We start from the raw sequence: 24361 nt of genomic DNA on the forward strand, positions 1-24361 counted from the left end.
TGGGGCGGTGGATGTTCCCGAGAAGTTCGCGACGCTGGGCCTGACCTACGACGACGTCCTGCTGCTGCCGGGGGAGTCGGACCTCGCGCCCTCGGACATCGACACCACCTCGCGGCTGACCCGCGAGATCTCGCTCAAGGTGCCGCTGGTCTCGGCCGCGATGGACACCGTCACCGAGTCGCGGATGGCGATCGCGATGGCGCGCCAGGGCGGCCTCGGGGTGCTGCACCGCAACCTCTCGATCGAGGACCAGGCCTACCAGGTCGACCTCGTCAAGCGCACCCAGACCGGCATCATCTCCAACCCGGTGACCATCGGGCCCGACGCGACGCTCGAGCAGCTCGACCGCATCTGCGGCGAGTACCGCGTCTCCGGCCTGCCCGTGGTCGACGCCGACCAGCGGCTGCTCGGCATCATCACCAACCGCGACCTGCGCTTCACCCCGGTCGCGGAGTGGGCGACCACCAAGGTCGACGAGGTCATGACCCCGATGCCGCTCATCACCGGCGACGTCGGCATCTCCCGCGACGACGCGACCCTGCTGCTGCGCAAGCACAAGCGCGAGCGGCTGCCGCTCGTCGACGGCGAGGGCCGGCTGGCCGGCCTCATCACCGTGAAGGACTTCGTGAAGTCCGAGCAGTTCCCGAACGCCTCCTACGACGCCGACGGCCGGCTGCTCGTCGGCGCGGCCATCGGTTACTTCGGCGACGCGTGGGACCGCGCGACCCGCCTCGTCGAGGCCGGCGTCGACGTGCTCGTCGCCGACACCGCGCACGGCCACGTGCACCTGCTCCTCGACATGGTCAGGCGCCTCAAGACCGACCCCGCCACCCGCCACGTGCAGGTCATCGGCGGCAACGTCGCCACCCGCGCGGGTGCGCAGGCCTTCGTCGACGCCGGTGCCGACGCCGTCAAGGTCGGGGTGGGGCCTGGCTCGATCTGCACCACCCGCGTCGTCACCGGCGTGGGCGTCCCGCAGGTGACCGCCGTCCACGAGGCGTCGCTCGCCGCGACGCCGGCCGGCGTGCCGGTCATCGCCGACGGCGGCATGAAGTACAGCGGCGAGATCGCCAAGGCGCTCGTCGCCGGCGCCAGCACGGTGATGCTCGGCTCGCTGCTCGCCGGTTGCGAGGAGAGCCCGGGCGAGCTGGTCTTCGTCAACGGCAAGCAGTACAAGTCCTACCGCGGCATGGGCTCGCTCGGCGCGATGTCGAGCCGGCAGAAGAAGTCCTACTCCAAGGACCGCTACTTCCAGGCCGAGGTCGCCAGCGACGACCAGATCGTCCCCGAGGGCATCGAGGGCCAGGTCGCCTACCGCGGCCCGCTCGGCGCCGTCGCCCACCAGCTCGTCGGCGGCCTCGTGCAGTCGATGTTCTACGTCGGCGCCCGCACCGTGCCCGAGCTGCAGGAGAAGGGCCGCTTCGTGCGGATCACCTCCGCCTCGCTCACCGAGAGCCACCCCCACGGCGTGCAGATGACGGTCGAGGCGCCCAACTACACCGGTCGCTGAGCCGCGAGGGGCGGACGCCCTGGCAGGATCGCGGGCCGTGACCCCCGACGTGCCGCTCGAGACCACGGTCCTCGCCGACCGGCCCGACCTCCTCCCTGCGGTGTGGGGCATGGCCAGCACCTGGCCGGAGTTCATGAAGCACGACCCGATCGGCAACACCTACTACTCCTGCGTGGAGCTGTTCGCCGAGCACGTCCTCGTGTGCCGCGACGAGCACGGCGAGGTGGCGGCCACGGCGTTCTCGGTGCCCTTCGTGCTCGGCGACGAGCCGCTGCCCGTCGACGGCTGGGACGGCGTCATCCGGCGCGGCCTGCGCGGCCGGCTCGCCGGGGACGAGCCGGACTGCGTGTCCGCGGTCGAGATCGCCGTCCGCCCCGACCTGCAGGGCTCGGGTCTGTCGGGCCGGGTGCTGGCGGCGCTGCGCGACAACGCCGGCCGCCTCGGCTTCGACGAGCTGGTCGCGCCGGTGCGGCCCAACGGCAAGACCGATCCCGCCGAGCCGATGGAGACCTACGCCCGCCGCACGCGCGACGACGGCCTGCCGGTCGACCCGTGGCTGCGGGTGCACGTGCGAGCCGGCGGCCGCATCGAGGACGTCGCCCCCCGCGCGATGGTCATCCCGGGCACGCTCGAGGAGTGGCGCCGGTGGACGGGGCTGCCGTTCGACCGGACCGGCCCGGTGCACGTGCCCGGCGCCCTCGCGCCGGTGCACTGCGACCTGGAGCACGGCACGGCGACCTACGTCGAGCCCAACGTGTGGGTGCGCCACCGGACCTGACGGCGCAGCGCGACCGGGCCGCTAGCCGGCCGGCGGTCGACCGGCGACGTAGGCCTCGAGCTCGCGGCGTGCCTCGGGGCCGAGCGTCCCCGCCCCGGCGAGCAGGTCGCGGTGCACCCGCTCGCGCGCCGCGGCGTAGACCGGGTCGCCGAGGGCGTACGGCGCGTGGCGGACGTACCAGCTGCGGAACGTGCGTGCGCCGAGGCGCTGCAGGGCGCGAGCGAGCACCCCCGGCCGGCCGCGGCGCACCCAGAAGCCGAGCCCCTGGGCCACGACGAACGCCAGCGCGAGGGCTGCCGCCATGACCGTCAGGGTCGAGGCCAGCTCGTCGCTGGCGAGGTTGTCGTTCACCGTCGCGACGCCGCCGTAGTAGACGGGGAGCAGGATCCCCACCTGATCGGCGACCGGGCCGAGCTGCTCGGCGGTGTCCTCGAGCTCGCGGAGCGCGTCGAGGCTGGGCTTCGACTCCCAGGCGTCCCGTGCGGCGTCAGCGGCGTCGAATGGGCTCCCGATGCCAGCGTCTCGCGCTCGATCGAGCGCATCGAACGTCGTCGTGACATCGGTGAGCGTCTCGCGGCTCTCGTCCAGCGTGCGCTGCAGCTCCTCTTGCCGCGGTGTCTCCTGGTCCAGGTAGTCCACCGCGTCGCGGATCTCGTCGCGGTTCTCCACGACGTACTCCGCGCGCTGGTACTCCTCCACCAGCGTGGGGACGGCCGCGACCGCGGCGTCCACCTTGCCGCCGAGCGTCTCGGCGTCGCTGAGGAGGACCGCGACGGCCGCGCCCGCGCCGTACGCCTTGACGACCAGCACCAGCAGCCCGCCGACCACCAGCCGCCCGAGCTCCAGCCTGCGTCGGATCGGGGTCGCGTCGGGGCGGCTCATGCGCACGCGGTCCCCGGGTGGGCCCGCCTCATGCGCCGATAGGCTGCCGCCCATGACCGAGATCGAGATCGGCCGGGCCAAGCGCGCCCGGCGCGCCTGGTCCTTCGACGACGTCGCGATCGTGCCCTCCCGGCGCACCCGCGACCCCGAGGAGGTCAGCGTCGCCTGGCAGATCGACGCCTACCGCTTCGAGATCCCGGTGATCGCCGCGCCGATGGACTCCGTGATGTCGCCGGAGACCGCGATCGCGCTGGGCCGCCTCGGCGGCCTCGGCGTGCTCGACCTCGAGGGCCTGTGGACCCGCTACGCCGACCCGACGCCGCTGCTCGAGGAGATCGCCGGGCTGCACGGCGTCGACGCCACCCGCCGCATGCAGGAGGTGTACGCCGAGCCGGTCAAGGCCGAGCTCGTCGGGGAGCGGCTGCGCCAGATGCGCGACGCCGGGGTCACCGTGGCGGGCGCGCTCTCGCCGCAGCGCACGAAGGAGTTCGCGAAGACGGTCGTGGACGCCGGCGTCGACATGTTCGTCATCCGCGGCACGACGGTCTCCGCCGAGCACGTCTCGAGCCAGGCCGAGCCGCTGAACCTCAAGGAGTTCATCTACGAGCTCGACGTGCCGGTCATCGTCGGCGGCTGCGCCACCCACCAGGCGGCGCTGCACCTCATGCGCACCGGCGCGGCCGGCGTGCTGGTCGGCTTCGGCGGGGGAGCGGCCCACACCACGCGCACCGTCCTGGGCGTGCGGGTGCCGATGGCCTCCGCGGTCGCCGACGTCGCCGCCGCGCGCCGCGACTACCTCGACGAGTCGGGCGGTCGCTACGTCCACGTCATCGCCGACGGCTCGATCGGCCGCTCGGGCGACATCGCCAAGGCCGTGGCCTGCGGCGCCGACGCCGTCATGGTGGGCTCGCCGCTGGCTCGAGCCGACGAGGCGCCGGGTCGTGGCTTCCACTGGGGCGCCGAGGCGTGGCACCCGGAGCTGCCGCGCGGCGAGCGCGTGGAGTTCGGCACCGTCGGCTCCCTCGAGCAGATCCTCTTCGGCCCCTCGGCGGTCGCCGACGGCACGATGAACCTCGTCGGCGCGCTGCGCCGCTCGATGGCCACGACCGGCTACACCGACCTCAAGGAGTTCCAGCGCGTCGAGGTCGTCGTCGAGTGAGCGCCCGCCCGTGACGGTGCTGCGCGTCGCCGCCGGCCAGGCCGAGGCGCGGCCCGGCGGCGACGAGACCACGGTGCGGGCCAACGCCGCCACGGCGGCCCGGCTCACCACCCGCGCCGCCGCCGAGGGCGCCCGGGTGCTCGTGCTGCCCGAGGCGTTCCTCACCGGTCACGAGCCGGGCGCGTTCGCCGGTCCGCTGCCCGCACCCCGCGACCTCTCCGGCCCCGTGGGCGGCTGGCTCGCCGAGCTGCAGCAGGCGGCGACCGACGGCGACGTCGTCGTCGTGGTGTCCACCGCGCTGGACCGCGGCACCCGGCGCACGCTGTCGTCGCTGGTCGTGAGACCGGGCGGCGAGGTCGTCGCGGCCTACGACAAGCAGCACCTCGACGGCCTCGAGCGGCGCCACTTCGTGGTCGGCGACGCCGGCGCGAGCGTGGAGGTCGACGGCGTCCGGCTCGGGCTGTCGATCTGCTACGACGGCTGCTTCCCCGAGCACGCCCGCGCGGCCGCCGCCGACGGTGCGCAGGCCTACCTCACCTCCGCCGCGTGGTTCCCCGGTGGCGAGCACCGCCGCGACCTGCACGTCGCGTCCCGCGCCCTCGAGAACGGCGTGTACGCCGTGCTCTCCGGGCTCACGGGCCGGTGCGGCGCCCTGCGGTTCACCGGCGGGTCGGCCGTCGTCGACCCCGAGGGCCGGGTGCTGGCGCGGCTCGGCGAGGAGGAGGGGCTGGCGATCGCCGACGTCGACACCGACGTCGTCGCGCAGGTGCAGGAGGCGCACCCGATGCTGCGCGACCGCCGCAGCGACCTGGGCACGCGTCACCTGCGCTGAGGGCGGGTACCGCCCCGCATGCTCACCTGGGACGTCGACGAGCGCCGCGCCCACCCGTGGACGCGGCTCTACGTGAAGGGCATGTGGCTGCACCGCGACAAGACCGCCTTCGAGGGGGCGCAGCACACGCTCGACCAGGCCCGCCGGCTGCAGGAGTCCGGCGACGCACCGCCCACCCGGCTGACCCGGCTGCTGACCCGGGTGCGGCGCAGCGAACGCCACGGCCTGCCGGTGTGGGTCGTGCGACCACGCCGGGGCCGGCCGGTCGCGCGGGTGGTCTACGTGCACGGCGGCGGCTACGTCCACCCGCTGACGCCCGACTACTGGCGACTGGTCCGCGCCCTGGTGCGGGCGCCGGCGGAGGTGGTCCTGCCCGCCTACCCGCTGGCTCCCGGGGCGACGCTCGACGACGGCCTGCCGCACCTGCTGGAGGTGGTGCGCGAGGACGGCGCCACCGACCTGCCGACCGTGCTGGCCGGCGACTCCGCCGGGGGCGCCCTCGTGCTCGCGCTGGCGCGCCGCCTGGTCGACGGCGCCGGGCCCGTGCCCGCCGGCGTCCTCGCGCTGTCGCCGTGGCTCGACGCCGAGCTCGCCGAGGACGAGGTCCGCGGGCTCGAGAGCTCCGACCCGATGCTGGCCGAGTCGGGACTGCGCGAGGCGGGCCGCCGCTGGGCGGGGGAGTGCGACCCGGGGCACCCGTGGGTGAGCCCCGTCCACCTCGACCTCGACGGCCTCCCGCCCGTCGACCTCTTCGTCGGCGACCAGGACATCCTGCGCCCGGCGGTCGACCGGCTGGCGGAGCGGGCACGCTCCGCCGACGTCACGGTGCGCGTGCACGAGCGGCCCAGCATGTTCCACGTCTGGGTCACCCGGGCCATCCCTGAGGCGCGGCGCACCCGTCGACGGTTGCGCGACCTCGTGCGGCACCGGGCGAGCAGGGTCGGTTGACAAGTCGGCACGATGTGTCGATGAGCACGCTCGCTACCGAGAGGTAGGCAGGGCGACGACGGTCACATACTCTCGGTACATGACCGCCCAGAACCCCACGCCGGACCCGCTGCTCGACGGTCCGCAGGACCCCGAGCACGACCCCACCGCGACCTACGCGCTGGAGCCGGCCTACGTCGCCGCGCTGACCGGGCGCGTGCGGGCCACCTCGGGGGAGACCAAGGCGGTCAGCTCCCCGATGGACGGCAAGCCGCTGGCGCACGTGCCCCAGTCGAGCGAGGCCGACGTGGTGGAGGCCTTCGCGCGCGCCCGCCGCGCGCAGGAGGCCTGGGCGCGCACCTCGCTCGACGACCGCGCCGCGGTGCTGCTGCGCCTGCACGACCTCGTGCTCGACCGGCAGGACGAGATCTGCGACCTCGTGGTGCTCGAGTCGGGCAAGGCCCGCAAGCACGCCTTCGACGAGGTGCTCCACGTCGCGCTCACCGCGCGCTACTACGCCCGGACCGCCCACGACCACCTCGACACCCAGCGCAAGCTCGGCATCGTCCCGGGCCTGACCCGCGTCGAGGTCAACCGGGTGCCGAAGGGCGTCGTCGGCATCATCTCGCCGTGGAACTACCCCTTCACCATGGCGCTGTGCGACGGCATCCCGGCGTTGCTCGCGGGCAACGCGGTGGTGGCCAAGCCCGACGCGCAGACGATGCTGACCGCGCTCCTGGGCGGCCAGCTGCTCGAGGAGGCGGGCTTCCCGCGCGACCTGTGGCAGGTCGTGGCCGGTCCCGGGTCGGTCGTCGGCACCTCGATCATCGGCAAGGCCGACTACGTCTGCTTCACCGGCTCGACGGCCACCGGCAAGCGCGTCGCGGCCGGCTGCGCCGAGCGGCTCATCGGCTGCTCGCTCGAGCTGGGTGGCAAGAACCCCTTCCTCGTCCTGCGCGACGCCGACCTCGAGCGGGCGGCCGAGGGCGCCGTGCGCGCCGCCTTCTCCAACGCCGGTCAGCTGTGCGTCTCCGCCGAGCGGTTCTTCGTGGCCGACCAGGTCTACGACCGCTTCGTCGAGCGCTTCGTCGCCCGCACCGAGGCGATGACGCTGGGTGCGAGCCTGGAGTGGGGCGTCGACATGGGTTCGCTCATCTCGGCCGAGCAGCTCGCCGCGGTCACGGCCCACGTCGACGACGCGGTCGCCAAGGGCGCCCGGGTCCTCGCCGGCGGTCGCGCCCGGCCCGACCTCGGCCCGTTCTTCTACGAGCCGACCATCCTGGAGGGCGTCACCCCCGAGATGGCCTGCTTCGGCGACGAGACCTTCGGGCCGGTCGTCTCGCTCTACCGCTTCCACGACGAGGCCGAGGCGGTCGCCCGTGCCAACGACGGCGACTACGGCCTGAACGGCTCGATCTTCAGCCGTGACGGCGGCCGCGCCCGCGCCCTGGCCGCGCAGGTGAAGTGCGGCACGGTCAACGTCAACGAGGCCTTCGGTGCCACCTTCGCCTCGGTCGACTCCCCGATGGGCGGCATGCGCCAGTCGGGCATGGGCCGCCGCCAGGGCGCCGAGGGCATCTGGCGCTACACCGAGAGCCAGTCCGTCGCCACCCAGCGCGGGATGGCCCTCGCACCGCCGCGCGGGGTGTCCGACAAGACCTACGGCAAGGTCATGACCGCGAACCTGCGCCTGATGAAGAAGCTCGGGAGGGCCTGATGAGGGTCGACGGCACCGGAGCGCACCGCGCGTTCGACTACGACGTCCTGGTCGTCGGCTCGGGCTTCGGCGGCTCGGTCACGGCGCTGCGGCTGACCGAGAAGGGCTACCGCGTCGCGGTGCTCGAGGCCGGCCCGCGCTACCGCGACGAGGACTTCGCCACCACCTCGTGGGACCTGAAGAAGTTCGTCTGGGCGCCGGCCCTCGGGATGTACGGCATCCAGCGCATCGACGCGGTGAAGGACTGCCTCATCCTCGCCGGCGCCGGTGTCGGCGGCGGCTCGCTGGTCTACGCCAACACCCTCTACGAGCCCCTCGACCCGTTCTACCGCGACCCGTCGTGGTCGCACATCACCGACTGGAAGTCCGAGCTGGCCCCGTTCTACGACCAGGCCAAGCGGATGCTCGGCGTGGTGGAGAACCCCACCCGCACCGCCAACGACGACGTCATGCAGAAGGTCGCCGAGGAGATGGGTGTCGGCCACACCTTCCACCCGACCCCGGTCGGCGTGCTCTTCGGTGAGCCCGGCGAGACCGGCGGCAAGCCGGTGGGCGACCCCTACTTCGGCGGCGCCGGGCCGGACCGCAAGACCTGCACCGACTGCGGTCAGTGCATGACCGGGTGCCGCCACGGCGCGAAGAACACCCTGGTCAAGAACTACCTCTACCTCGCCGAGCAGCAGGGCGCCGTCGTGCACCCGCTCACCACGGTCACCCGCGTACGCCCGCTCGACGGCGGCGGCTACCGCGTCGACGCCCGCTGGACCAAGGCCAAGGTGTCGCGCTTCGGCAAGGACCGCGCCACCCGCACCTACACCGCGGAGCACGTCGTCTTCGCCGCGGCCGCGCTGGGCACGCAGAAGTTGCTGCACAAGCTGAAGGGCGAGGGCGACCTGCCCCGCATCTCCGACCGGCTCGGCGTGCTGACCCGCACCAACTCCGAGGCCATCCTCGGCGCGATCTCCCCGGCCGACGCGGGCCACGACTTCACGCGGGGCGTCGCGATCACCTCCTCCTTCCACCCCGACGAGGTCACCCACATCGAGCCGTGCCGCTACGGCGTCGGCTCCAACGCGATGGCCCTGATGCAGACCGTCCTGACCGACGAGGTCGACGGCGAGCCGCGCTGGCGCACGTGGCTGCGCGAGCTGTGGACCCAGCGCCGCAACGTGCGCGACCTCTACGACCTCAAGCACTGGTCGGAGCGCACGGTCATCGCGCTGGTGATGCAGACGCTCGACAACTCGATCACCACGGTGCCGAAGAAGACCCCCTTCGGGTGGCGGATGAGCTCGAAGCAGGGCCACGGCCAGCCCAACCCGACCTTCATCCCGGTGGCCAACGAGGCCGTGCGCAAGATGGCCGAGACCATCGACGGCACGCCGGGCGGCACGATCGGCGAGCCCTTCGGGATGCCGCTGACCGCCCACTTCATCGGCGGCTGCACGATCGGGGAGAGCGCCGAGACCGGTGTGGTCGACCCCTACCACCGCGTCCACGGCTACCCCGGGCTGCACATCGTCGACGGGTCGACGATCTCGGCCAACCTCGGCGTCAACCCGTCGCTGACGATCACCGCCCAGGCGGAGCGCGCGATGTCGTTGTGGCCCAACAAGGGCGAGGCCGACCGGCGCCCGCCGCTGGGGGCCGCCTACGAGCGCGTGCCCCCCGTCCCGCCGCTACACCCGGCCGTGCCGGAGGCGGCTCCCGGGGCGCTGCGGCTGCCCATTGTGGGCGTCAGCTGACGCGCGCAGAAATTGGTCGTCACCCGCCGTAACCCCCCGTCGTACCCCTCGTTGAGACCATCGGAACCGGCAGCAAGCTCCCTCCCAGGCCGGCTCCCGTTGTCCGCAGCGCTGTCCGCAGACGCGCGGACACACCAGGGCCCGGCCACCCTCCCTCCCCGGCCGGGCCCTGGTGCGTTTTCGGGCGGGGCGGCCGTGTCGAGGCACCCCCGCCGCAGTCGATATCCTCCGGCGGTGACCACTCCGGACCACGACCTCGTCCTCGTCGTCGACTTCGGCGCGCAGTACGCCCAGCTCATCGCCCGGCGGGTGCGGGAGGCGCGGGTCTACTCCGAGATCGTGCCGCACACCGTGCCCGTCGAGGAGATGCTGGCCCGGCGCCCGAAGGCGATCATCCTGTCCGGCGGTCCGTCGTCGGTCTACGCCGACGGGGCGCCGGGCATCGACACCGGCGTGTTCACCGCCGGGGTGCCGGTCTTCGGGATGTGCTACGGCTTCCAGCTGATGGCGCAGGGCCTCGGGGGTGAGGTCTCGCCGACCGGCGCGCGGGAGTACGGCCGCACCGGCGTGCGGGTCTCCGAGCACGGCACGCTGCTCTCCGACGTGCCGGCCGAGCACCGGGTCTGGATGTCGCACGGCGACTCCGTGACCGCGGCGCCGGAGGGCTTCACCGTGCTCGCCTCGACCGACGTGACCCCGGTGGCCGCCTTCGAGGACGTGTCGCGCCGCCTGGCCGGCGTGCAGTGGCACCCCGAGGTGCTCCACACCGAGCACGGCCAGGGCGTGCTGGAGCACTTCCTCCACGAGATCGCCGGCTGCCGCCCGACGTGGACGATGGTCAACATCGTCGAGGAGCAGGTCGAGGCGATCCGCGCCCAGGTGGGGGAGACCGGCCGGGCGATCTGCGGGCTCTCCGGCGGCGTCGACTCGGCCGTCGCGGCCGCGCTGGTGCAGCGCGCGATCGGCGACCGGCTGACCTGCGTCTTCGTCGACCACGGCCTGCTGCGCAAGGGCGAGGCCGAGCAGGTCGAGCGCGACTTCGTCGCCGCCACCGGCGTCTCGCTGCACGTCGTCGACGCCCAGCGGCGCTTCCTCGACGCGCTCGCCGGCGTCAGCGACCCCGAGGAGAAGCGCAAGACCATCGGGCGCGAGTTCATCCGCGTCTTCGAGGCCGCCGAGGCCGAGGTGCTCGGCGACGCCGCGGAGGCGGGGGAGAAGGTGGCGTTCCTCGTGCAGGGCACGCTCTACCCCGACGTCGTCGAGTCGGGCGGCGGCGCCGGCACCCACAACATCAAGAGCCACCACAACGTCGGCGGCCTGCCCGACGACCTCGAGTTCGAGCTCGTCGAGCCGCTGCGCACCCTCTTCAAGGACGAGGTCCGCCTCGTCGGCGAGCAGCTCGGCCTGCCGGCCGAGATCGTGTGGCGCCACCCCTTCCCGGGCCCTGGCCTGGGCATCCGCATCATCGGTGAGGTCACCGCCGACCGCCTCGCGATCCTCCGCGAGGCCGATGCCATCGCCCGCGAGGAGCTCACCGCCGCCGGGCTCGACCGCGACATCTGGCAGATGCCGGTCGTGCTGCTCGCCGACGTCCGCTCCGTCGGCGTCCAGGGCGACGGCCGCACCTACGGCCACCCGGTCGTGCTGCGCCCGGTCACCTCCGAGGACGCGATGACCGCCGACTGGGCCCGGCTGCCCTACGAGGTGATGGAGCGCATCTCGACCCGCATCACCAACGAGGTCGCCGAGGTCAATCGCGTCACGGTCGACATCACCTCCAAGCCGCCGGGCACGATCGAGTGGGAGTGAGCCCGCCGGGTACCTCGCTGCGGTGAGCCACGCCGTACCCCCTGCGCTCGGCCCGGCGGCCGCGCCGACCCGTCAGGAGCGCCTCGACGCGCTGCCCTTCACCCGCGCCCACGGGAGGCTCGTCGCCGGCTCCGGCGTGGGCTGGGCGCTCGACGCCATGGACGTCGGGCTCATCGGCTTCGTCATGGCCGCGCTCGCCGTGCAGTGGGACCTCGGCCCGACGACGCTGTCGTGGATCGCCTCCGTGGGCTTCGCCGGCATGGCCGTCGGCGCGAGCCTGGGCGGACTGCTGGCCGACCGGCTCGGGCGGCGACAGGTCTTCGCGCTCACCCTCCTCGTGTACGGCGTGGCGACCGGCGCCGCGGCCCTCTCCTGGTCGGTGGGGGCACTGCTGGTCTTCCGCTTCCTCATCGGCCTCGGGCTCGGCGCCGAGCTGCCGGTGGCCTCGACGTTGGTCAGCGAGTACGCCCCCGCGCGCATCCGCGGCCGGGTCGTGGTCGCGCTCGAGTCGTTCTGGGCGGTCGGGTGGACCCTCGCCGCGCTGATCGGCTACCTCGTCGTGCCCACCAGTGACGACGGGTGGCGCTGGGCGCTCGCCCTCGGCGCGGCGCCGGCGCTCTGGTCGGTGGTGGTGCGGCTCGGCCTGCCCGAGTCGGTGCGCTTCCTCGAGTCGCGCGGGCGGCACGCCGAGGCCGAGGCGGCCGTGCGGCGCTTCGAGGAGTCGGCCGGGGTGACGGCGCCCGCCCACCCGGTCACCGAGCAGCAGCCGACCCCACCCCCGCCGCGCCCGGGGCCGGCCGCGGTGTGGGCGCCCGGCCGCCGACGGGCGACCGCGTCGATGTGGGCGGTGTGGTTCGGCACGAACTGGTCCTACTACGGCGCCTTCCTCTGGCTGCCGACCCTGCTCGTCGCCTCCGGGATGGACCTGGTGCGCTCCTTCGGCTTCACCCTCGTCATCACGCTCGCACAGCTCCCGGGCTACCTCGTCGCGGCGGTGCTGGTCGAGGTGTGGGGACGCCGGCTGACCCTGTCGACGTTCCTGCTCGGCTCGGCGGGGGCGGCCCTGGCCTTCGGCACCGCCGACACCGAGCGCGGGGTGCTGCTCGCCGGGCTCGCGCTGTCCTTCTGCAACCTCGGCGCGTGGGGCGCGCTCTACGCGGTCTCGCCGGAGGTCTACCCGACGCCGCTGCGCGCGACCGGCGTCGGCGCGGCCGCGGGCTTCGGCCGGCTGGCCTCGATCGCGGCGCCGCTCTCGGTGCCGCCACTGCTCGCGGTCGGGGGAGAGCCGGTGCTGTTCGCGGTCTTCGGTGCCTTCTTCGTGCTCGCCGCCGCGGCCACGTGGGGCCTGCCCGAACGCACCGGCGCCGCGCTCGACTGACCGGGTGGTCGGCCGGGCGCGGCGCCGGAGTGCGTCGTGCGCGGGTGGGCGGTCAGTCGACCGGCTTCAGCGGGTCGTGCCCGACCCGCATCAGCCGGTGGCGCCACGCGGCCTGGCCCGCGGTGGGCTCGAGGTCCTCACGGCGCTGGCTGAGCACGCGCTCGACGACCTTCTCCATCACCTCGACGTCGTCGGGTGTGCAGTCGGCGCGGCGCTTGCCGAGGATCGCGAGCACCCGCTGGCCGAGGGGTGACCCGGCGTGGTCGGGCTCGGCCTCGGAGTCCTCGTCGGCGCTGTCGACCATCAACCAGTCGCGCAGCTCGCGCGAGGTCATGTTCACGACGCGGTGGAACTCGTCCCACAGCTCGTCCTCGACGATGGTCTCGGCCACGGTGCGTCCTCCTGGGGTCGGTGGTGCGGTCGCCGGTGCGGTACCCGCCCTCGCCGGGCACATGACCCGACCCCCGGCGGGAACCTCGCGGTGTGAGCAGCGAGGAGCGGCCCGGGGCCGCGCAGTGGGTGCCCGAGCGGCCGGGTCTGGCCGCGCTGGCCGAGGCGCTGCAGGCGTGCCGGGGCTGCGAGCTGCACCGCGACGCGACCCAGGCGGTGCCGGGTCGCGGTGCGCACGACGCCCGGCTGGTGCTGCTCGGCGAGCAGCCGGGTGACCGGGAGGACCAGGAGGGCATGCCGTTCGTCGGCCCGGCCGGGCGCTTGCTCGTCGAGGCCCTCGGGCAGGCCGGGCTCGACCCCGCCGCGGTCTACCGCACCAACGTGGTGAAGCACTTCCGGTGGTCGGGGACGCGAGGGAAGCAGCGGCTCCACAAGTCGCCCGCCCAGGCCCACGTGCGCGCGTGCGCCCCGTGGCTGGTCGCCGAGCTCGGCGTGGTGCGCCCCGAGGGAGTCGTGCTCCTGGGCGGCACCGCGGGCAAGGCGGTGTACGGCGCGTCCTTCCGCGTCGGGGAGTCCCGCGGTCGGCTGCTCGAGTGGCCCGAGGGGTGGGGTGGCGACGGGGTGCCGGACGGTCCGGCCGGTGGGGTCGCCGGTGGTGCGGGCGAGGCGGGTGACCCGCCGTGGGTCGTCGCGACGACCCACCCGGCGGCCGTGCTGCGGGCCGACCCGGCCCAGCGCGACGACGCGCTCGCCGGCCTGGTCGCCGACCTGCGGCTGGTGGCCGACCAGCTGCGGTAGCCCGGGCCTCAGCCCGGCAGCAGCTCGACCTGCTCGGCGGCGAGGATCGCGGCGCCGACGAGGGAGGCCCGCTCACCCAGCGTGCTCGCGAGCACGGGGGTCGCGGCGACCGCGTCGAGGGCGTGGCGGCGCAGGCCGAGCCGCACGGAGTCGAGCAGCAGGTCCCCCGCGCGTGCGAGCTCACCGCCGATGACGACGAGGTCGGGGTTGAGCAGGTTCACGACGCTGGCGACGCCCCAGCCGAGGTGCAGCCCGGCGTCCTCGAAGCTGCGCAGCGCGGCGACGTTGCCGCCCCGGGCCGCCGCGACCACGTCGTCGAGCGTGGCGTCGGGCAGCTGGCCGGCCATCATCTGCTGGATCGTGGGGATCGAGGCGTAGGCCTCGAGGCAGCCGCGGCTGCCGCAGCGGCACACCGGGCCCTGCTCGTCGAGGGTGAGGTGGCCGACCTCGCCCGCGGTGCCGCCGCTGCCGCGGAAGATCCGGTCCTCCAGGACGATGCCGGCGCCGACGCCGGAGGAGATCTTGACGAAGACCGAGCTGGCGGTGCCGCGCGCGACGCCGCGGCGGTGCTCGGCGAGCGCGCCGAGGTTGGCGTCGTTCTCCGTGTGGACGGGGGCGCCGAAGGCCTCGCCGGCGGCCGCCGCCGCGTCGATCCCGACCCAGCCGGGCAGGATCGCCGACGAGCGCACGACGCCGTCGGTGATCGGGGCCGGCAGGCCGAGGCCGACGGCGCGCAGGTGCTCGCCCGCGTGGGTGTGCTCCGCCAGCACGCCGTCGAGCAGCTGGCGGGCCAGTGCCAGGCCGTCGCGGTGGTCGTGGCCGGGGTGCAGGGGCCGGCGCACCTCGGCCAGCACGGTGCCGGTGAGGTCGGCGACGGCGACGGAGAGGTGGCTGTGGCCGAAGTCGACGCCGGCCACGAGACCGGCGCTGCGCGCGATGCGCACGGTGGTGCCCCGCCGACCGCGGCCGGGCTCGGTGGTCACCATCCGGGCCGCGTCGAGCTCGCGGACGATGCCGGACACCGTGGCGGGCGCGAGGCCGGTGCGGCGCGCCAGGTCGGCCTGGGTGACCGGGTCGTCCTCGTGCGTGATCTGGCGCAGGACGCCGAGCACGCGCTGCTGGTTGGCGACGCGCAGCGACGCCGTCGACCCGGGCGCGGCGGGTGCGGCGGCACCGTCGATCCGCGTCGTGGGGGGCATGGCGGAACTGTGACCCATGGTCCGCTCGACGTCAAGAGTCGTGCGCAAAGGGCTTCTGTCGAACGGTTGGAACGATCTACTGTTCGACTCTTGACGACAAGCGCAACTCGTTCCACACTCGTCGCAGTCCACCACCGGGCCGGTCACCGCGGCCGGCCCCACGGCCCTAGGAGCACTGCATGACCCGCACCACGCACCGCTTCGCAGTCTCGGTCGCTGCGCTCGTGATCGGATCCGTCGGCCTGTCGGCCTGCGGCGCCAACGACGCCGCCGGCGGCGGCGGCGGCGAGGGCGGCGACGCCGCCACGATCGCGTTCTTCCTGCCCGAGACCCAGAACGCCCGCTACGAGACCTTCGACCGCCCGATCTTCGAGGCCAAGGTCGAGGAGCTGTGCGCCGACTGCGAGGTGCTCTACTTCAACGCCGACCAGGACAAGGACGCGCAGGCAGAGCAGGTCGACAGCGCGATCACCCAGGGTGCGGACGTGCTGGTCCTCGACCCGGTCGACGGCGAGGCGATCTCGGCCTCGGTCGCCGACGCCCAGTCCCAGGACATCCCGGTCATCGCCTACGACCGCTTCATCGACGGCGCCGACTACTACATGTCCTTCGACAACGAGCAGGTCGGCCGCCTGCAGGGCGAGGCCCTCGTGGAGGCCGTCGGCGACACCGGTCGCATCCTCATGGTCAACGGGTCGCCCGACGACGCCAACGCGGGCCAGTTCAAGGCCGGTGCCCACTCGGTGATCGACGAGTCGGGCCTGGAGGTCGTCGCGGAGTACGACACGGTGCAGTGGGAGCCGGGCAACGCGCAGCAGTTCGTGACCGACACGATCGCGAAGGTGGGCGCCGACACCATCGACGGCGTCTACGCAGCCAACGACGGCACCGCAGGCGGCGCGATCGCGGCCCTCACCGGTGCGGGTGTCGCCCCGGCGGACCTCCCGCCGGTCACCGGTCAGGACGCCGAGCTGGCCGCGGTGCAGCGCATCGTGGCCGGTGAGCAGTTCATGACCGTCTACAAGTCGATCAAGACCGAGGCCGAGAAGGCCGCCGAGGTGGCCGTCGCCCTCGCCCAGGGCGAGGAGGTCTCCGACACCGAGGACTTCCAGGGCGTGCCGTCGTTCATCTTCGACCCGGTCGTCGTCACCCAGGACAACGTGCAGCTGCTCGTCGACGAGGGCTTCTGGTCCGTGGAGGACATCTGCACCCCGGAGTACGCCGACGCGTGCGCCGAGATCGGTCTGAGCTGACTCCCATGACCGTCCCGCTCCACACGAGCCCCACCGGGGACAGCGCGGGCTCCACCGAGCCCGTGCTGTCCCTGACCGGGGTCAGCAAGCGGTTCGGCGCCGTGCAGGCGCTGACCGACGTCCACTTCGACGTGCACCCCGGCGAGGTCGTGGCGCTGGTCGGCGACAACGGCGCCGGCAAGTCGACGCTGGTCAAGGTGATGTCGGGCGTCTACCAGCCCGACGCCGGCGACATCACCTTCTCCGGGCGCAAGGTCACGGTGGGCGGCCCCGGCGAGGCGCAGGCCCTCGGCATCGCCACCGTCTTCCAGGACCTCGCGCTGTGCGACAACCTCGACGTCGTCGCCAACCTGTTCCTGGGCCAGGAGCGGCGTCGCGGTCCGTTCATCGACGAGGTCGGCATGGAGCAGGAGTCGTGGCGGCTGCTGCGCAGCCTGTCGGCCAAGATCCCCTCGGTGCGCATCCCGATCGCCTCCCTCTCGGGTGGGCAGCGCCAGACGGTCGCGATCGCCCGCGCCCTCGTCGGCAAGCCGAAGGTGGTGATGCTCGACGAGCCCACCGCCGCGCTCGGCGTCGCCCAGACCGCCGAGGTGCTCAACCTCGTCGAGCGGCTGCGCGAGCAGGGCCTCGGCGTGGTGCTCATCAGCCACAACATGGCCGACGTGCAGGCCGTGGCCGACCGGATCGTGGTCATGCGCCTCGGCCGCAACGCCGCGGAGTTCCGCACCACCGAGGTGAGCACCGAGCAGCTGGTCGCCGCGATCACCGGTGCGTCCGACAACGTCGTGGCGGCCCGCGCCGGCCGCGGCCGCGAGGAGTCCTGAGATGACCGACAGCACCACCGCCACCACGCCCGTCGCCACCCCGGCGCCGCGCCTCGACCAGGCCGACGAGCGGCTGATCGCGACCCAGGGGGTCGGAGGCTACCTGCGGGCGACGGCGCAGCGGCTGCGCTCCGGCGAGCTCGGCAGCCTGCCCGTCGTCCTCGGCCTCGTCGTCATCGCGGTCGTCTTCTACTCCCTCGAGCCGGTCTTCCTGTCCTCGCGCAACCTCGAGGGCATCATGCAGTTCGCCGCCCCGGTCGGCGTGATCTCGCTGGGCATCGTGCTCGTGCTGCTGCTCGGCGAGATCGACCTCTCCGTCGGCGCCGTGAGCGGCTTCACCGCGGCGCTCATGGCCGTGCTGACGGTCAACCAGGGCCGCCCGATCTGGCAGGGCATGGCGGTCGCCATCGCGGCCGGCGTGCTCATCGGGCTCCTCTACGCCTTCCTCTACGTGCGGGTGGGCGTCCCGTCGTTCGTCTTCTCGCTCGCCGGCCTGCTCGGCTTCCAGGGCCTGCTGCTCTACACCCTGGGCGACAACGGCACGATCAACCTGTCGCGCGACAGCTTCCTGGTCGACCTGGCACGGTTCCAGTTCCTCAGCGGCGGCGCGGCCTACGCGCTCGTCGCGGTGATCACGCTGGTCTTCCTCGCCTCGCAGCTCGCGACCTACCGCTCGCGGTCGGCGGCGGGGCTGTCCACGCCGTGGGTGCCGCTCATCGCGGTGCGCACCGTGGCGCTGGGCGCCGGCCTCGCGTTCCTCACCTCCTACCTCGGCGTGAGCCGCGGCTGGCCCTACCTGTGGCTGTTCTTCGTGCTGCTGGTGGTGCTGATGGACCTCGCGCTGCGCCGCACCACCTGGGGTCGCCACCTCTTCGCGGTCGGCGGCAACGAGGAGGCGGCGCGCCGCTCGGGCATCAAGGTGGGCTTCGTCTACACCACCGCCTTCGTCGGCACCTCGACGCTGGCGGCCCTCGGTGGGCTGCTCGCCGCAGCCCAGGTCACCTCGGTCTCGCAGGGCAGCGGCCTCGGCGACACCAACCTGACGGCCATCGCGGCCGCGGTCATCGGCGGCACGAGCCTCTTCGGCGGCCGGGGCTCGGCGTACTCCGCACTGCTCGGGATCCTGGTGCTCACCTCGATCCAGAACGGGCTCAACCTGCTCGGCGTGGACTCCTCGGTGCGCTTCATGGTGACCGGCGGCGTCCTGCTCCTGGCGGTCGCCATCGACTCGGTCTCGCGCCGGGCGCGCGCGGCCAGCGGGCGCGGTTAGCCCTTCCTGTCAGCCAGCCGCCGTCGGGTCCCAGCCGCCCGGCGGCGGTTCGGCGCGCCCGGGTCCGTGCGTGTGGGTTGACGGTCTGGATCCGGACGACCATGCTGAGCGCGCTGCGCGTGCCTCATCGGGGGGGCACGCCACGTTCTCGGGGGTCTCCCATGCGCATTCGTCGCTTCTCTGCTCTCGCTGCTGCCCTCCTCACCGCTGTGGTCGGAGTAGGTACCAGCTCTGCCGTCGTCTCGCCTGCCCAGGCCGGCGACTACCGGTACTCCAACACCATCTCGTGCGGTTCCCTCAGTCCGATCCGCACGGCTGGTGTCGTCTTGCGGGGCAACTACACAGCCGACCTCGGCTGGAGCGGGTACACCTTCACCTGGAAGGACTCGCGTTCGGAGCTGTACTTCAACGCCTGCGGAACCGCGGCTCCCTACGGTCAGTACGCCGCGACCGCTGGCTACCAGAAGCTCCGCACCGAGTACCGCGTGTCGAGCGTCAAGGTCACGGGGTGCGACGCCAGCGCGAAGGTCAACTACGGGCGCGACAAGGACGGCAACAACATCGGGGTCGAGACAGGTGTCAGCTGCAGTCTCGGGTCCGAGGTCAAGAAGCACGTCATCACCACGTCGAGCAGCAACCGGCCTGCGCGGCTCGTCCACGGTGGGACGATCGAGATGAGCGGGACCTACTGCAACTACGCGCAGTTGGCCGGTCTCGGCACGGTGCACGCCCCCAACTACAACTTCACCTACGCGCCGGTCCAGCGCGTCCGGAAGGTCACGGCCTGTTGAGTCGGCGCCGCCTGGCGGGGGCCGCGCTGCTCGTCCTCCTCGTCACGTCGTGCTCGAGGGCGCCGGACGCGGCGGCGTGGACCCCCTTCCAGGAACGCCTCGCCGACGTGGTGGTCGACCACACTGCTGCGGGCCTCGACCTCTCGGAGCCGGGTCTGGGGCCGCGGCGGCCGTGGGACGCGCTCGTCGCCGAGCTCACGCTGCGTCGCCTCGACTCGTGGGAGCGGACGTCGGTGTTCCTCGACGAACGTGTCGACGAGGACCTCGCAGCCGAAGGCAGGAGACGCCGCGGCGACCCGGCCTTCGCCGCCCTCCTCTACGAGGCAGCACTGGTGGCTCGCGACCACCGCCGTGCTGCGGCGACGGTGGAGGCGCAGGCGCTTGCCGTCGAGAGTGCCGCCCGAGCCGGCTTCGACGCCGACCCGACTCGAGCGAGCGTCGCCGGGCTGCAGTCGACGTTGCTCGCCCGGTTGGCGCTGGGCCGGCTCGGATCAGAGGCCGAGCTGCCCTGCGGACCCTTCGCCACCCCGTTGCCGATCGAGGTCGCCCGCGTCGTCAGGACCGTCGACTTCGGTGCTTGCGACGAGGGTGCGCCACGGTGGCCGCTGCATGCGGATGGCGTACCGCCCGCCGTTCTCTCGGTCGACGACCTCGTCCGCGTCCTGTTGCACTCGGGTGGGGATCCGGCTGCGGTCGCCGAGCGGTTGGTGGCGAGTGCTCCTGAGCACGGCATTGCTCCCCACGCCGTGTCGTTCCTCGCCGCCTGCGATGCTCGGGCCGCGTGCTCCGACCTGTTCGAGGCGGCACGGCAACGTCTGCGCCTCGTCGCCTCGACGGGAGGCTCGGGGGCGGAGTTCGTCGAGGCCGGCGGTTTCGACGACTTCGCCGAGAACGCGTTGGTACGCGCAGTCGCGTTCCCGGCGGGGGCCCCCTTCACCGCGCACACGTGGACGCCGCAGGTGGAGTGGGGACTCTCCCGCGACGACGTGGACGGCGATCGAGCCGCGAGGCAGACCGCGGCTGCGGACGACCTCATGGCGGCGACGGCGGTCGCGGCGCCGGCAGACCCGCGGGAGGCGATGCCGCTGCTCGGGCTCGCCCTGGGAGCGCGTCCGGGCCTCGTCGGCGGCCTGACCGAGAGGTACGGCACCTGCGCCTTCGCCGACGAGCACCGCGACGCACTGGGCAGGTCGCTCGTCGTGCCGCCGGGCGTGCAGGCCGTGCCGCCCCTGGCTCGGGTCGGACTGGCCTTGGACGTCAAGGCCGCCCTGAGGTGCGGCGTCGCGGTGCCGCGGACGTTCGACGGAGCGCGCCGCGAACAACTGCTGATGTCGCCGCCGAGTCCTGGCAGCACCGCGGAGGCTGGCGGACTCCACGACGCGTGGGCGTCGGTGGAGGCGGCGTGCCTGCTCGACGGCGAGCCGCCGCCGTTCGCGGGTGAGCTCGCCTCGTCGGCCGGTGACTACCTCGAAGCACTGCGGGGCGTGGACTTCACCTACGACTTCCGTGTCCTCGACACGTTCGCCGCTCACAACGTGCGGGCCATCGCAGCGGGTGGTTGCACAGCAGGGTCGTCCTGGTTCCGCGCACTGTGGTGAACCGACCCGCACACGGGGCGGCGACGGTTCGGCGCGCCCCGGGGTGCGTGGGAGGATCGGGGCCGTGCCCCGACCCGCCGCTCCGCCCGCCCGCCGCGCTGCCGCGCTGGGCGCCGCGCTGCTCGCGGGACCCCTCGCGGCCTGCACCGGCGGCGGAGGTGAGCCCGGGGACGACACCCCGACGGTGGCGCTGCTGCTCGCCGACGACGCCCGGCCCCACTGGCAGGCGCGGACCGTGCCGGCCTTCGAGGCACAGCTCTCGCGGGCCTGCCCGGAGTGCCGCCTGGTCACCCACGTCGCCGACGGCGACGCCGCGGTGCAGGCCGACCAGCTGGCCGAGGCGGTCGAGGACGGCGCCGACGCGGTGGTGCTCGCCCCGACGTCGGCGACGGCCGGCGCCGAGCTCGTGGCGAGCGCCGACGAGGTGCCGGTCGTGGCCCTCGACGGCGCCCTGCCCGGCGCCGCCCACGTCGTGACCACCGACGGCGCCGCCGTCGGGCGCCAGCAGGCCGCGGCCGTGGTCGCCGCGCTGGGCGGCGCGCGTGACGCGCGGCGCGCACGGGTGCTCCTCCTCGACGGCGCCGACTCGGGGGCCGAGCAGGCGCGCCGGTCGGCGCTGCGCCAGGCGCTGCGCCGTGCCGGGGTGCGGCCGGTCGACGCCGCCGGGCTCACCGACCAGGGGGCCGCCGCGGCGGCCGAGGCGGTGCGGGCTGCCGGTGGTGCGGGTGCGGTCGACGCGGTGGTCGCGGCCAGCGACGTGCAGGCCGGCGGGGCGCGCGAGGCACTCGGTGCGCGACGGGTGCCGGTGGTGGGCGCCGGCGCCGACCTCGACGCCGTACGCCGTCTGGTCACCGGCGCGCAGGCCGCCACCGTCTGGAGCGACGACCGGGCCCTGGGCTCGCGCGCCGCTGCGGTCGCGGGCGCGCTCGCTGCGGGCCTCGAGCCACGACCGCGCCCCGGCACCGAGGTCGTGGCGGGCGTGCCGACCGACGTGGTCGCGCCGCGGCCGGTCACCCTCGACGAGGTCGCGCGGCTGCTCGTGCGCCGCGGGGTCGTCTCGGTCGAGGAGGTCTGCGACGCGGACACCCGCGCCGCGTGCGAGCGCGCGGGCCTGGTCTGAGCCCCACCCGCCGGGGGCGAGCCGTCAACCGCGCTCGGCGGGCTCGGCGTGCTCGGCGGCGGGGTCACCGGCGGGGGTGGCCTGGTCGTCCGGTGCGTCCTTGAGGAAGAGGTACCAGTAGGACGTCGCGACGAAGACGACCGCGCCCACGAGGTTGCCCGCACCGGCGACCAGCCAGTTCAGCAGGATGTCGCCCCACCCGAGGTCGACGCCGGCGAAGACCGCGGCGGGCAGGAAGAACATGTTGGCCACGACGTGGTCGAAGCCCATCGCGACGAAGGCGGAGATCGGGAAGAAGACCGCCAGCACCTTGCCCGAGACGGTCGGCGCCGCCAGCGACATCCAGACCGCCAGGCAGACCAGCCAGTTGCACCCCACCCCGCGCAGGAACGTCTCCAAGGCGGTGTGCTCGGTGGCCTTGCCCAGCGCGATCGACTCCAGCCGGTCGTGGGTCATCCCGGCCGCCGTCGAGGGGTCGGCGCCGACGTCGCCGACCACCCCGGTCTGCACGGCGAGGAAGAACGCCACGACGAGGGCGCCGACGAGGTTGCCGAGCAGCACGAGCGAGAGGTTGGCGGCCACCTCGCCGATCCCGAGCCGGCCGCGCATCGCGCCGAGCGGCACCAGCAGCATGTTGCCGGTGGCGAGGTCGGAGCCGGCGACCAGCACCAGCACGAGGCCGAGGGTGAAGGCGATGCCGGTGAAGAGCGTCGGCAGCGTGCCCCAGGTCGCGGTGTCGAGCCCCGCGGAGACGGTGATCGCCACCAGGCCGCCGAAGGCGATGTAGGCCCCGGCGAGGAAGGCGCTGACGAGCACCCGGTCCCAGCTGCGGTGCACCTTCTTCGCCCCGGTCGCGACCGCGACGCGGGCGACCTCCTGCGGTTCGCGAGCGGACACCTCGACCTCCCCGTGGCCTCGGGGGCCGCGCGGCCGCGGCCCACCTCGGTGCGTACCCAGGGCGGGCCGGACCACCCCCACCCCTCTCCGGGATCCGAGCCCGGAACCCGAGCCCAGCAGGTCAGAGCCAGGGCGCGCCGCGCACCACGAGCGCACCCTCCGGCGCGGCGGTCGGGTCCCCCAGCCAGGCCGGGTCGGCCACGCCGCTCGCCGCCCAGCCGTCCCAGGTGCGGGCCACCTCGCGGCGACCCGCCCGGACGAGCACGACCCCGCCGCGCACGACGGTGAGCACCGACGCGTCGAGCACCTGCAGCAGGTCGGCGGAGCCGGAGTCGCAGGCGTCGCAGCCGCAGGCGGGGTGCACGTCGAGGAGTGCCGCGCCCGTGTCCGGGGCGCGCGCGCCGACCTCGAGCACAGGCAGGTCGCCCGCGGCCGCCGAGACCGCGACGAAGGTCAGCGCCCCCGGCGCGGTGGGCACGAGGAGCGTCGGCTGCCCGCCGAGCTGGGGGAGACGGGGGCTGGGGACCCAGGTGAGCGCCTCCGGCCGCTCGACCCGCGCCAGCCCGCGGTCGACCAGCACCTCCTCCCACGCGGCGAGCCGCGCGTCGAGGATGCGGTGGCGTCCGGGGTCGGTGACGCGCGAGTACGCCGCCTGCGGCGCGTCGCGCTCCGGCCACGGGTCGGGCCACCCCGGCGTGGCCGCGCCGGTCCGCGCGAAGGTCCGGTCGACCTCGGCGAGCAGGTCGACCGCCCAGGCACGGTCGCGGTCGTCGTCCACCCCGCGATGGTCGTCGAGGTGACCGGCTCCGTGCCACCGGGTTCCGGGCGGGGCCGGGCAGCGACCGGCCGCAGACAGCGGAAGATCCCGGGCACCAGGTGCCCAGGACCTTCCGCTGTCGTGCGCAGGCGCGCTCAGCCGCGGGCGACCCAGGGGGTGGAGGAGCGCGGCTGGCGCAGCCAGTCGACCGTGGACTCCGACGGCCCCGAGACGCGCACGGCGACCCGGACCTCGTCGGGGCGGCTCAGGGCGGCGCGCGACATCCGCATGCGCACCTGGTCCGTCGCGTAGTCGACCGTCATCTCGTAGGACCCGTCGACCGGCTCGCCCCACTGGTCGGGGCCGAAGCCCTCGGTGCGGACGAGCTGGTAGTCGGTGCCGACGAAGTAGCCGCCGACGAAGACGAACTCGGGGCCGCGGTCGGCCGGGTCGGTGTCGAGGTAGACCGCACCGCCCGAGCCCGACGCGGGGTCGCGGCGCAGGTCGTCGTGGGTGGTGGTGACCACGACGGCGCGGTCGGTGTGGCGGACGACGACCGAGCGGAGGTCGGAGCCGTGACGGGTGTCGTCGGCGTCGCGGACGCCGATCGCGGCGGCGTCGGCCGGCGAGGCCAGGGCGACCACGGCCGCGACCGCGGTGGCGCTCGCGAGGGCCGACAGGGTGGTGGTGCGGCCGGTCCGGCCGGGGAGGGTGCGCATGGGGCTGA

At 74.1% G+C, this 24361-nt stretch carries 22 protein-coding genes; 16 read left to right on the forward strand and 6 right to left on the reverse strand.

The window, feature by feature from the left end; translation table 11 throughout:
* The first annotated feature begins 7 nt into the window (after positions 1–7).
* Together guaB and BJ989_RS06790 are read left to right on the forward strand one after the other, a co-directional pair.
* Positions 8–1510, forward strand: coding sequence for an IMP dehydrogenase (gene guaB, locus BJ989_RS06785; protein ID WP_179517545.1), 1503 nt, complete (start codon positions 8–10; stop codon positions 1508–1510).
* Between the two features lie 37 nt (positions 1511–1547).
* Entirely contained in the window at positions 1548–2288 is a 741-nt protein-coding gene (locus BJ989_RS06790; RefSeq protein ID WP_343049149.1) for an N-acetyltransferase, read from the forward strand.
* Positions 2289–2309: 21 nt separating this feature from the next.
* On the opposite strand, the gene BJ989_RS06795 is transcribed toward BJ989_RS06790, so the two are convergent.
* The gene (locus tag BJ989_RS06795; protein ID WP_179517546.1) at positions 2310–3170 is read right to left on the reverse strand and encodes a hypothetical protein; all 861 of its coding nucleotides are present in this window, start codon (positions 3168–3170) and stop codon (positions 2310–2312) included.
* 52 nt (positions 3171–3222) lie between these two features.
* Here BJ989_RS06795 and BJ989_RS06800 point away from each other — a divergent pair, with 52 nt between their 5' ends.
* From BJ989_RS06800 to BJ989_RS06830, 7 genes are all read left to right on the forward strand, one after another.
* Positions 3223–4329 (forward strand): GuaB3 family IMP dehydrogenase-related protein, encoded by a 1107-nt coding sequence (locus BJ989_RS06800; protein WP_179517547.1) that lies wholly within the window; start codon positions 3223–3225, stop codon positions 4327–4329.
* Positions 4330–4339: 10 nt separating this feature from the next.
* Positions 4340–5161 (forward strand): carbon-nitrogen hydrolase family protein, encoded by an 822-nt coding sequence (locus tag BJ989_RS06805; RefSeq protein ID WP_343049150.1) that lies wholly within the window; start codon positions 4340–4342, stop codon positions 5159–5161.
* An 18-nt stretch (positions 5162–5179) separates the two neighbouring features.
* Entirely contained in the window at positions 5180–6109 is a 930-nt protein-coding gene (locus tag BJ989_RS06810; RefSeq protein WP_179517548.1) for an alpha/beta hydrolase fold domain-containing protein, read from the forward strand.
* 79 nt (positions 6110–6188) lie between these two features.
* Positions 6189–7805, forward strand: coding sequence for a succinic semialdehyde dehydrogenase (locus tag BJ989_RS06815; protein ID WP_179517549.1), 1617 nt, complete (start codon positions 6189–6191; stop codon positions 7803–7805).
* Positions 7805–9550 (forward strand): GMC oxidoreductase, encoded by a 1746-nt coding sequence (locus tag BJ989_RS06820; RefSeq protein WP_179517550.1) that lies wholly within the window; start codon positions 7805–7807, stop codon positions 9548–9550. Before BJ989_RS06815 ends, BJ989_RS06820 begins: the two co-directional genes overlap by 1 nt.
* A 234-nt stretch (positions 9551–9784) precedes the next feature.
* On the forward strand, positions 9785–11359 hold the full coding sequence (gene guaA, locus BJ989_RS06825) for a glutamine-hydrolyzing GMP synthase (protein WP_179517551.1): 1575 nt from the start codon (positions 9785–9787) through the stop codon (positions 11357–11359).
* Between the two features lie 22 nt (positions 11360–11381).
* A complete protein-coding gene (locus BJ989_RS06830; protein ID WP_343049151.1) occupies positions 11382–12737 on the forward strand; it encodes an MFS transporter in 1356 nt (451 codons plus the stop codon).
* Positions 12738–12789: 52 nt separating this feature from the next.
* On the opposite strand, the gene BJ989_RS06835 is transcribed toward BJ989_RS06830, so the two are convergent.
* On the reverse strand, positions 12790–13128 hold the full coding sequence (locus BJ989_RS06835; RefSeq protein ID WP_343049152.1) for a DUF3140 domain-containing protein: 339 nt from the start codon (positions 13126–13128) through the stop codon (positions 12790–12792).
* Positions 13129–13220: 92 nt separating this feature from the next.
* On the opposite strand from BJ989_RS06835, the gene BJ989_RS06840 reads away from it, so the two are divergent.
* On the forward strand, positions 13221–13925 hold the full coding sequence (locus BJ989_RS06840; RefSeq protein WP_179517553.1) for a UdgX family uracil-DNA binding protein: 705 nt from the start codon (positions 13221–13223) through the stop codon (positions 13923–13925).
* An 8-nt stretch (positions 13926–13933) separates the two neighbouring features.
* Here the strand turns inward: BJ989_RS06840 and BJ989_RS06845 are convergent, their stop codons facing one another.
* Positions 13934–15124 carry an ROK family transcriptional regulator gene (locus BJ989_RS06845; protein WP_179517554.1) on the reverse strand — a complete coding sequence of 397 codons (1191 nt, stop codon included), beginning with the start codon at positions 15122–15124 and terminating at the stop codon, positions 13934–13936.
* Positions 15125–15303: 179 nt separating this feature from the next.
* Between BJ989_RS06845 and BJ989_RS06850 the strand changes: the two genes are divergently transcribed.
* The 6 genes from BJ989_RS06850 to BJ989_RS06875 all read left to right on the forward strand — a co-directional run bounded on the left by BJ989_RS06850 (position 15304) and on the right by BJ989_RS06875 (position 21980).
* Positions 15304–16377 carry a sugar ABC transporter substrate-binding protein gene (locus BJ989_RS06850; RefSeq protein WP_179517555.1) on the forward strand — a complete coding sequence of 358 codons (1074 nt, stop codon included), beginning with the start codon at positions 15304–15306 and terminating at the stop codon, positions 16375–16377.
* 5 nt (positions 16378–16382) lie between these two features.
* Positions 16383–17201, forward strand: coding sequence for an ATP-binding cassette domain-containing protein (locus BJ989_RS06855; protein WP_179517556.1), 819 nt, complete (start codon positions 16383–16385; stop codon positions 17199–17201).
* A 1-nt stretch (position 17202) separates the two neighbouring features.
* Complete coding sequence (locus BJ989_RS06860) at positions 17203–18471, forward strand: sugar ABC transporter permease (protein ID WP_179517557.1); 1269 nt, start codon at positions 17203–17205, stop codon at positions 18469–18471.
* A 161-nt stretch (positions 18472–18632) separates the two neighbouring features.
* Positions 18633–19262: a hypothetical protein gene (locus BJ989_RS06865; protein ID WP_179517558.1), complete on the forward strand. Its 630-nt coding sequence runs from the start codon at positions 18633–18635 to the stop codon at positions 19260–19262.
* Entirely contained in the window at positions 19259–20860 is a 1602-nt protein-coding gene (locus BJ989_RS06870) for a hypothetical protein (RefSeq protein ID WP_179517559.1), read from the forward strand. Before BJ989_RS06865 ends, BJ989_RS06870 begins: the two co-directional genes overlap by 4 nt.
* Before the next feature lie 64 nt (positions 20861–20924).
* Positions 20925–21980, forward strand: a complete 1056-nt coding sequence (locus BJ989_RS06875) for a substrate-binding domain-containing protein (RefSeq protein ID WP_179517560.1) — start codon at positions 20925–20927, stop codon at positions 21978–21980.
* A 24-nt stretch (positions 21981–22004) separates the two neighbouring features.
* Here the strand turns inward: BJ989_RS06875 and BJ989_RS06880 are convergent, their stop codons facing one another.
* The 3 genes from BJ989_RS06880 to BJ989_RS06890 all read right to left on the reverse strand — a co-directional run bounded on the left by BJ989_RS06880 (position 22005) and on the right by BJ989_RS06890 (position 24353).
* Positions 22005–22877, reverse strand: coding sequence for a formate/nitrite transporter family protein (locus tag BJ989_RS06880; protein ID WP_179517561.1), 873 nt, complete (start codon positions 22875–22877; stop codon positions 22005–22007).
* A 121-nt stretch (positions 22878–22998) separates the two neighbouring features.
* Entirely contained in the window at positions 22999–23655 is a 657-nt protein-coding gene (locus BJ989_RS06885; protein ID WP_179517562.1) for a DUF6226 family protein, read from the reverse strand.
* Between the two features lie 134 nt (positions 23656–23789).
* Entirely contained in the window at positions 23790–24353 is a 564-nt protein-coding gene (locus BJ989_RS06890) for a hypothetical protein (RefSeq protein ID WP_179517563.1), read from the reverse strand.
* Positions 24354–24361: the final 8 nt, after the last annotated feature.

Origin of the sequence: Nocardioides perillae, assembly GCF_013409425.1 — a bacterium.
Lineage (GTDB): Bacteria > Actinomycetota > Actinomycetes > Propionibacteriales > Nocardioidaceae > Nocardioides > Nocardioides perillae.

Bases quoted from the DNA above. Each gene is read 5' to 3' on its own strand.
- BJ989_RS06795 (WP_179517546.1), bottom strand. From the start codon at position 3,170: ATGAGCCGCCCCGACGCGACCCCGATCCGACGCAGGCTGGAGCTCGGG.
- BJ989_RS06800 (WP_179517547.1), top strand. From the start codon at position 3,223: ATGACCGAGATCGAGATCGGCCGGGCCAAGCGCGCCCGGCGCGCCTGG.
- BJ989_RS06810 (WP_179517548.1), top strand. From the start codon at position 5,180: ATGCTCACCTGGGACGTCGACGAGCGCCGCGCCCACCCGTGGACGCGG.
- BJ989_RS06815 (WP_179517549.1), top strand. From the start codon at position 6,189: ATGACCGCCCAGAACCCCACGCCGGACCCGCTGCTCGACGGTCCGCAG.
- BJ989_RS06820 (WP_179517550.1), top strand. From the start codon at position 7,805: ATGAGGGTCGACGGCACCGGAGCGCACCGCGCGTTCGACTACGACGTC.
- BJ989_RS06845 (WP_179517554.1), bottom strand. From the start codon at position 15,124: ATGCCCCCCACGACGCGGATCGACGGTGCCGCCGCACCCGCCGCGCCC.
- BJ989_RS06850 (WP_179517555.1), top strand. From the start codon at position 15,304: ATGACCCGCACCACGCACCGCTTCGCAGTCTCGGTCGCTGCGCTCGTG.
- BJ989_RS06855 (WP_179517556.1), top strand. From the start codon at position 16,383: ATGACCGTCCCGCTCCACACGAGCCCCACCGGGGACAGCGCGGGCTCC.
- BJ989_RS06860 (WP_179517557.1), top strand. From the start codon at position 17,203: ATGACCGACAGCACCACCGCCACCACGCCCGTCGCCACCCCGGCGCCG.
- BJ989_RS06865 (WP_179517558.1), top strand. From the start codon at position 18,633: ATGCGCATTCGTCGCTTCTCTGCTCTCGCTGCTGCCCTCCTCACCGCT.
- BJ989_RS06890 (WP_179517563.1), bottom strand. From the start codon at position 24,353: ATGCGCACCCTCCCCGGCCGGACCGGCCGCACCACCACCCTGTCGGCC.